The sequence below is a fragment of the Bacillus sp. EE-W1 genome (assembly GCF_009760835.1).
Taxonomy (GTDB): Bacteria; Bacillota; Bacilli; order Bacillales; family Bacillaceae_G; genus Bacillus_A; species Bacillus_A wiedmannii.
Genome location: NZ_WIPE01000038.1, coordinates 1 through 8,487, shown reverse-complemented (window position 1 = coordinate 8,487; position 8,487 = coordinate 1). Strand labels below are relative to the sequence as shown.

The window sequence follows — 8,487 nt, the reverse complement described above, 5'->3', positions numbered from 1 at the left end:
GGGGGGGGGAAACTTCAAACATTTTTTTTCTTACTATTGGATCTGTTTTAGCAGATGACCAAACGTTAAGGGATTCTTTTTCAAATAGTGTTGTTCGCCTAAAATCAACTACACCATCACTACCTGGATAGCCGACTTGAGCAGATAAAAACGCAACTGGTTCACCAGCAAAGTTTTTTTCTGGGTTTGGCCAATTTACAACTGGTTTTATAATAAATGGGATTATTGCACTCAAATCACCAAGAAAAACCCTTTCAAAGTATTTTTGTTCGTTTACCGGATTGTCTTTCACAATATTATAAAATCCTTCAAGTGAACTGCTAATTGGAAATTCTTTATTATATTTAAATTCAAGAGTTTCTTCATAATGTAAATTTAAATTTGTTGAATTTTGTATAGATTTAAGCGCGAAGCCACCGCCAAATCCCCAGTATCCTCTTTTTGTTGTTCTTGCAGGCTCAACCGTAGGGGGAGCTGGCTCAAAGATAATCTTTGTAGCCAGCTCCATGAATTGTTTAATAATTAACTCTTCATGTTGTTCCATCAATTTTCTCATTTCATCAGCACCAGGATTGGTTCCATCTACTTTTATTTCAACCTGAATTCCTCCATTTATCTTTAAATCATTAAATTCCCTTTTGATATCAGCAGACCAAAACCAATCGCGTCCATTAGCATGTGAGGAAAAATGTTGAAATATTCTTTCCCAGTTCCCAGTAATTTTGAGATTTAACGTATCAGTCCATACTGGAATTTGCAATACTTGTGCAATAACTATCGGACCAGAAGTCCCATGAAAACCAGTCCATAACAATTCACTGTGTAGTGCGTCCAGCATACCAGAATAGGCATTTTCACCTCCAGTGATATTTCCTGGTCCTTCTCCGTCCAGATTCCAACCGGTTTCGTTCCCTTGAATGTTCGTAACATTATTATTAATTGGTATTATTCGAAATTCAGGTGTAGAAGAAGTTGCCCAGCCCCAATATCGATTATCACTACCACGAAATCTTTCTAACAGCTGATCCTGAGCGGATTTCAACACGGAAGGAGGATATGATACAGTAGTGGTAAATGTAATATGGCCCCCAACTACTGGCTCACCACCGAATGGATTAGGGTTCCCTACAAAATGTAGGTGACGAAATTTGTAGTCTCCTGTATTTGAGTTACGAGCAAGACGTACATTTCCAGGTAACCAATAATAAACAGGAGACCGTCCTTCTTGTTGTAATTTATGATTATTTTTATCTGGCAAGTAAAGGATTTTATAACCTTCTCCATTTTCCTTGACTTCAAACGTTTCAAACCCTCCACCAGTAAATATTGGACCAATTGCTTCAGTCATATTTATCCCTACTTTCCGTTTTTTACATAGGTATTTTCCTCAGTCCTTATAGCAAATATTCATCGACATATACATAATTTCTCTTACTTGTAGCAATATTAAATTATAAAAAGGAGAAATATTTATTGAACAAATTATCAACAATTGAGCATCCAGTTTTAGTTGATAGTCATAGAGAATCCGTATTATCTCTTGTTTTTATATTATTTCGTCAACCTCAAAATGAAGAATTATACGAGGCTTTTATAAAAAATATATTCTTACTTTCGAGGTTATACTTCTTCCTCTATTTGATATGAAAAAGTTAAGTTCACTCTGCTGGTGAAAACAGGAACTCAACAGCGAATGCTTGCTTCAGTTAATGGAAATGAATCTTTTAAAGGGGCTTTAAGTGCAATATTGAATGATATAGAAGGAGTTGAAGTTACTTCAGCTTTAAAGGGAATGAAAACTAATCTTCATATAATCACGCATGTAATTACTAAACAAAATTATAACTATGAAATATCTACCTCTTTGGAACAGCTTTTAGGAGGTATTTTAGAAGGTAGAGACCAAGAGAAGTTTATTAGGCACCAATGGATGACACAATCATAAGAAAAGGAGTTATAAGCCTATATGATATCGCGAATACAAGTACCTAGTACAGATATTGATTCTAGATTAATACCAGTCGTTTTTAATATTCACAATCAACCATGGTCAAATGCTTATGGTAGTAACTTTTTTTTTATGCCTACGTTTGAATTCATAAATCCTACACCTAATGATGGTATTGGGAACAGTTCATTTTTATTTACCGTAACAAATTCTAATATCGCTACAGACAATTCACAAACTCGTGCAAATATTGATTTCAAAATTAAGAAAGGAAGACCCTTTAATGCAGGTCCGGATATGATGACAGTTCCAGCTCGAATTATTGGTGGATTGATAATCCCTTATCTTGATGAGAATAACGCAATATTATCTTTTACTGTTTGGGGAACAATTGTAGACAATGCAGATTCATTAACTCTCACAGTTCAACTTTCGGGAAAATGGGTTTCTTTATGTTATGGTGCTATGTCTGGAATGGATCAAACATTACCACCTCCAATTTTAATGATAGGTCTGTCATCAATCTTGGCTCTTGTACCCTCATGGGTAACACTACAAAACATGGATGATCCTTCTTTTCATACAGATTTACATTTAGGAGATACACCAGACTTTAGCCAATACCAATTGTACAACATTTCTGGATTCCCCCTAACTACTACACCAATTTTCGTTCCTTGCTCAACCATGGGAACCCTTTATCGACATGTGTATGATACTAATATTATTGAAATAGGGTGTAAAGACCCTAGGCGAATCGGACAAATAGTTCAAAGTCCATATGAGGAAATGATTGAATTAAGGAATACTGATTTTTATCGTGTATTTCGATATAAACAAGATATAAATAGATATCTTATCATACCAAATAGTTATAGAATTGGACTATATTCTTCAGAAGATGGAGAGATGAAAGCATATCACCCTAATATGTTAGTACAATCTGTAGTTGATAACTCTACTACTGTAGATATTAAATTCTTATTTAAAATCATGTTACTACCAGATATCCCGCTTTATGCAAGAAAGGAGCTTGAGGCTCAACTACATTCGCTATCACCTCATCCTATAGTTGAATACCCAACTCAAAATGATTTTAAATACAATGTAAATATTGAAGAACTAAAAGAGGTTCCTGCTTCAAAACAGTCCGTTGCATTACATTTAACGATTCCGCTTACTCTTCAGCGAGCGGTATTATTACGTGATTCGATTTATAATGCGGCTGCCTTTGGAAACGTTCGTTTTGAGTCGGGTGAGGGTGTCCTATTTGAGTCGACTATTATTTTGGAACTAAGACATTTAACTGGTCCGTGGGCAGAAGGACCTATGGAAGTAATTTTGAATGCGGATGAAGTAAAATTAACTAATAAGGTTCAGCAACCTATTAATATAACGTCTCTTCTTGCTGATTTTAGTTCGTCTCGCTTAACGAGGATACCAGTTTCAATTATTCTTGAACCATCTGCTTCAGAATCTGTCCCTTTATCTAATACTCCCATCAAAGTTTATCCGGTATATTCTTTAGTACAAGCAGAGAATGTACCGTTACCAGATGAAATCAGAAGATATATAGAAGATGTTTATACAACAATACGGTTTCTAGATTTAATAAATCATCAAAATCATAATATTCAACAATTAGAACTAACAGTTCGAGTAAACACGTTGAATACATTGAACGAATTGTACACTGTACCATTAGAAGGTAATCCTCTAACAGGAAGCCTTACTATTGTTTTTCCACTTACTCAATTTTTACAAAAATCCACTATAGAGTTTCAAGTTAAAATAACACTCATAGCAGGAGAAATAAGGACAACTAATTGGATAGAATGGAAAATTCCAACAAATGGTAATATAGTAAGTTTAACATGGGAGATGATTGAACATTTGTTTGCTTAAGATTTGTTATTAATGAAATCAAGCCATAATTAAGATGGTTTCCCTGCTTTGGATGCTGAGATAGTTTGTTTAATCTTTTTAAAATTATCTGAAAAGAATTTGTAGTGATTTCTACAAGTTCTTTTTGCTTTTCTAGTTAACCATAACCGAAAACATTCAAATATTCATTCACTATAAAAGGAATAAATAATTTTCACTGATCCATAATTCATAGCATGTTCAAAACATAGGAGGTGATACATATAGCAAACAAGAACAACAGAACTAATAACCAAGTATCGGTTTAAGGTGCTGAGAACACAATTGCTTAAATGAAGTATGAGAGTGCACAAAAATTCGATGTACAACTTGGTCCGGATACAATATCTCGTGGAAACGATTCTGTTGGTGGAGAAATCCCTAAACGTTTAGTAGCCATGGCGGAAAAACAACTTAGTGGTAGATTCCCTCATTAACTTCAGTTGAAGACATGAAAGTTACAGTAAGTAATAATATATCCTTTTTCCTGTAGAGTTGTATTAACTTCTAATAAGTTTATACATTCTAAATTTATTAAGCTAATACCGCTAATTGTTGAATTACATCTTTCAGGTTAGCCATCCTATCACCTACTGGAGATCTTATTATGTATGTAAGCGTTTCAGGAAGCGGATTCATTACGTCGATTTTACCTTTCACATAATTAGTCATAGAAAATACAGTAATATTACCAATAGATTCTTTGGACAAAACTTCTTTGTGCGTAATTCGCACCTCAAACTCTATAGTGGTTCCATTTATAGTAATCTTATCGACATCAGCATGTCCTTTATTCCCCATAACGTAATTTTCAAAAAAGTTATCTAATTTCTCCCTTACAAAGGCTTCAGTTAAATTTGACATGTTATACCTCTTTTTTATTTGGAATTAGATTTAAAAAATACACTGTAGTATTATACCACCCTTAAATGTAAAATATTCCAATTTTTAAACTTACTATTAGATCATAAATGACTTAAAAAATATAGTTAGTTATAACAATCACTTCATTGTATTTTAGTTAATTAAATATGAATTTAATTATATATTTTTCTGTAAGAATGCTATATTCTCCATTTACTTATATTTTCACTAATTAATTATAATATAGATATTAATTTAAAGGGTTCTGGTGCGAAAACTTCAAGATAATTGCAAGTAATCTCTTAAACTTAGACATACTGATAGTATTACTCTAAAAGTTGGGGAATCGGTATGGAAAGGGAATGTTTATTCAAATGGAAGCATTACCAGCATGAACTCATATTATTAACAGCAAGATGGTACCTACTTTACAATTTGAGCTTTCGTAATCTGGTGGCAATGATGGAAGAAAAAGGATTGTTCATTGCTCACACAACGGTTATGCGATGGGTTCATCAATATGGACCTCAATAGAGGAGAAAGTACGACATCATCTTAAATCAACAAATGATTCATGGAGAGTCGATGTAACTTATATAAAAGTAAAGGGGCAATGTATGTATTTATATTGTGCTGTTGATTCAGAAGGGAATACCATTGATTTTTATCTAAGTAAATCAAGAGATAAACAAGAAAGTCTTGGCTTTTTCGTACGTTTCTAAACCTCGCATGATAACAGTAGATAAGAACCCTGTATCAATTCAAGCGTTGAAAGAAGAAAAACATATGCCTGAAGGCATAAAGTTAAGACAAGTTAGATATCGCCATAATATAGTGGAACAAGATCATCGTTTTATTAAGAAACGTGTGTGTTCTATGAAGGGGTTCAAGTCTTTTGGCACAGCTACAACCATTCTTGCAGCAGAAAAAAACCATGCATATGATTAAGAAAAAACGGATTGATTTACGAAATCAGTCTGTTCAAAACCAGTAAGAATTCATCCATCAATTGTTTAGACTAACAGCATAAAATACAATTCGGCTAGAAATATATACGCTATATTCTCTTTTATTTGATCTTTGCATCGAACCCCTTGATTACTTTGCTCATGGCAGTTCCAGAAAGGTAATCAATTCCAATACAAAGTTATAAGTAGTATTGGCCAGAAGTCTGAATTTCACTATCAGTCATCATCTTCTAATAGTGAATTGTTGTGATATCCCCCTTGAAATTGAATTATCCAAATAATAAATTGAATAATAATTAAACATTCCTTTTGGCTATTAGCCTTCAATGTAATGCAATCATAATTTAATCTTTACTGTCCCCTCCCGGGCCAGACCGCACCGCAGGTTCCTTCAGTGACAGAACAACGAGCGATAAAAGCTTCGGCATGCCCATGTGCCTGCATTTCTGCTAAGGCATCAGAATAGAATTGATGTCCTTTGCCTGTCCAGTATCCCTCAGTAGTAACATCTGTAAGAACTTGTGGATGATTCTTCAGTGGACATACGGCAATAAAGATACTTTCGCTGTTATCAGATTGATTTACTGGTCCCTGCCAGTCTTCTTCAAGAGGGTGAATTGGACTGTCTGTCGGAATTTGTAAACTAGTGAGCACTAGAGGAATGAGCCCTCCAACATCTTTAAAAACCATTTCAAAGAACCTATGACCGAGTACATGGAGACCAACATGTTCTGCCAGTTCTTTTAAAAACTCAAAAAATTCGCTTTGATTGGCCTGTTCATTGATTCCTACCTCATCTGGCGGAAGACTGCGTCGATCATCGCGACCGCTCTGCTCACCCTTTTGATATACTTGGAGAAGATCAGAAGAATAGGGACGGAGGTGATCAACCTCAGGCTCGTTAAAGCCAGCCAAATATCCTTGCTCCCATATATTTCCTAAGACGTTATCATATAAATAAGGATTTTGAGTTGCCATAGTAACCTCCAGAGAAATTTTATCGACTTACTTTTTACATATTGAGATAACAATACAATGACTATTTAATTATTATAAGCATGTACTTGAAAAACTATAGAAACTATGGGACATATTTTATTTTAAAAAAATCCTCTCAAAAACGTAATGTTAACAAATTTACCCATGAAACATGTTAGAAATAAGTCATGAAATTTACAAATAATCGGCAGTGTCCATTAATGTTACTTCTTATTTTGAGCATCATTTAATCATGTCCCAGTTTACACTTATGATGTTTCCTTTTGTTGACAAATGCCATTCGATCCACGGTGTGTCCAAAACTTCCCCTGAATTATGTGTCTTTGTTACTTGAAACTCAATGATGTTTTTTTGATAATACGTTTCTGTAAGAGGGAAGATGATATCAATTAAACCCTTAGACGGGGATCCAGTCATAGGAACTTGATATATTTTATCTGTCCCTTTTAATCGTACCTTTATTTCTAATAATTTGATATCGTGGTTCTGATGATTCACCAAATCAAAAAATTGGATTGTAGTGTGAGTGTCCTGTGCGAAACTACGTAATTCCTCCAGAGTAGCGGGAGAAGCTGCTGGGAATGAGTATACTGGATAAATTTCATTCGGTATAAACGGTAATATAACAAAGTGTACCTCCCCAGAATCCAACCTTATGTTTATATTAATTTCTGTTCTAATATTTGAAGTGTCATAAATCCTGAGCGTGCTTATTTCGATAGGGCGCTCAATTTTATTGGTCAGTTGAGCATTACCATTGATAATCAGGACCTCAATCGGTCCTGTTTCCCAGGGACCAGTAATATTATCTAATTCCAAAGCTAGTGTAGATTCCATAATTGAGCTGTCAGCAAGCTTGAATAGAACGGTTCCAAAAGATGTAAACCTCGTCATCATGTCTCTTAGAAGTATTGCATTCGCCAAGTTGACGTCCATTGTAACATGAAATGATTCCACGACTTTAGATGCATGCATAATCATTTCACCCATTTTCAATTCATATTGACTATCTAATTGAGAAGGGTAATCAATGATAGGGGTTGTCGACAAAGACAAAAGTTTTGATTCCAGTTCTTTACGGACATATCTAGGGAGGTCTGGTGTAAGCATTATATGAAAACGAAAACTGTTGTTGGCAGGAATGTTTACATCAATCACAGATTGAAATAAGATGCTAGGTCGGTAAGCTTTCTGTTCACCTGCATTAAGATCAAATCGACCAATTCTATAGAATGTTGGTAAAATTAAAAATTTTTCTGGCTGTTGTAGTGAACGATACACTTTGTATAAGTCATGTTTAAAATCCGCTTCTTCTATTATTTGATACTGGTGAGAATTAGTCTCACCAAGTTTTTGAACATCACGACAACCAACTGTCACTGTCGTATCACCAATCGACTCGCGATAGAAAACTCCAAAAATATTACAAGGATAGACTACTTCTAGATCTTCTTCATGGGAAACCCATGTTGTACTTACTTCCGGAGGAGATGGACATTTTAATCCTGGGGGTAATTCCCATTTATAACATTCTACTACATATTCTTCTTCTAAATTGTAGGTTATATGCAAATAAGCTGGCTCTTTTTGGAACCCTGATTGACTTAGTGCACCGTAAGCAAGACGGATCCATTCATTCTTTAGATTTACAGTTGCAACAATGGTATTATTTACTTCTTCAATCTTAGAGCGAAACATTTGTTTTTTAGTGAGTCCATCATTTTCATCAAGAAAGGGAATGGCAAATTCGACAGATTGGATTGATGTAGGTCCCTTTTTTTTTTT

General features: G+C 34.5%; 7 protein-coding genes and 2 pseudogenes. 5 read left to right on the top strand and 4 right to left on the bottom strand.

Annotation, left to right across the window (positions count from 1 at the left end; all coding sequences use genetic code 11):
- A partial coding sequence (locus GFJ36_RS03590) for a hypothetical protein (protein ID WP_199288247.1) occupies positions 1-1,348 on the bottom strand: 1,348 nt, incomplete at its 3' end.
- A gap of 345 nt (positions 1,349-1,693) precedes the next feature.
- Here GFJ36_RS03590 and GFJ36_RS03585 point away from each other — a divergent pair.
- The 3 genes and pseudogenes from GFJ36_RS03585 (at position 1,694) to GFJ36_RS03575 (ending at position 4,308) form a co-directional block, all read left to right on the top strand.
- Entirely contained in the window at positions 1,694-1,945 is a 252-nt protein-coding gene (locus tag GFJ36_RS03585) for a hypothetical protein (RefSeq protein ID WP_098230622.1), read from the top strand.
- Between the two features lie 21 nt (positions 1,946-1,966).
- A complete protein-coding gene (locus tag GFJ36_RS03580; RefSeq protein ID WP_098961657.1) occupies positions 1,967-3,853 on the top strand; it encodes a hypothetical protein in 1,887 nt (628 codons plus the stop codon).
- A gap of 302 nt (positions 3,854-4,155) precedes the next feature.
- Positions 4,156-4,308 (top strand): annotated as a pseudogene (locus tag GFJ36_RS03575) (alpha/beta-type small acid-soluble spore protein).
- A gap of 97 nt (positions 4,309-4,405) precedes the next feature.
- On the opposite strand, the gene GFJ36_RS03570 reads toward GFJ36_RS03575, so the two are convergent.
- Positions 4,406-4,735, bottom strand: coding sequence for a hypothetical protein (locus tag GFJ36_RS03570; RefSeq protein ID WP_098230625.1), 330 nt, complete (start codon positions 4,733-4,735; stop codon positions 4,406-4,408).
- A gap of 351 nt (positions 4,736-5,086) precedes the next feature.
- Here GFJ36_RS03570 and GFJ36_RS30050 point away from each other — a divergent pair, with 351 nt between their 5' ends.
- Positions 5,087-5,269, top strand: coding sequence for a hypothetical protein (locus GFJ36_RS30050; protein ID WP_242015933.1), 183 nt, complete (start codon positions 5,087-5,089; stop codon positions 5,267-5,269).
- Positions 5,242-5,596: pseudogene (locus GFJ36_RS30045) on the top strand (DDE-type integrase/transposase/recombinase); the annotation flags it as partial. The gene GFJ36_RS30050 and the pseudogene GFJ36_RS30045, both read left to right, overlap by 28 nt.
- A gap of 458 nt (positions 5,597-6,054) precedes the next feature.
- Here the strand turns inward: GFJ36_RS30045 and GFJ36_RS03560 are convergent.
- Positions 6,055-6,681, bottom strand: a complete 627-nt coding sequence (locus tag GFJ36_RS03560) for a hypothetical protein (protein ID WP_098961658.1) — start codon at positions 6,679-6,681, stop codon at positions 6,055-6,057.
- 243 nt (positions 6,682-6,924) lie between these two features.
- On the bottom strand, positions 6,925-8,487 hold a 1,563-nt coding region (locus tag GFJ36_RS03555), incomplete at its 5' end, for a hypothetical protein (protein WP_157349461.1).

Coding starts and splice junctions, on each gene's coding strand:
- GFJ36_RS03585 (WP_098230622.1), top strand. CDS start 1,694: ATGCTTGCTTCAGTTAATGGAAATGAATCTTTTAAAGGGGCTTTAAGT.
- GFJ36_RS03580 (WP_098961657.1), top strand. CDS start 1,967: ATGATATCGCGAATACAAGTACCTAGTACAGATATTGATTCTAGATTA.
- GFJ36_RS03570 (WP_098230625.1), bottom strand. CDS start 4,735: ATGTCAAATTTAACTGAAGCCTTTGTAAGGGAGAAATTAGATAACTTT.
- GFJ36_RS30050 (WP_242015933.1), top strand. CDS start 5,087: ATGGAAAGGGAATGTTTATTCAAATGGAAGCATTACCAGCATGAACTC.
- GFJ36_RS03560 (WP_098961658.1), bottom strand. CDS start 6,681: ATGGCAACTCAAAATCCTTATTTATATGATAACGTCTTAGGAAATATA.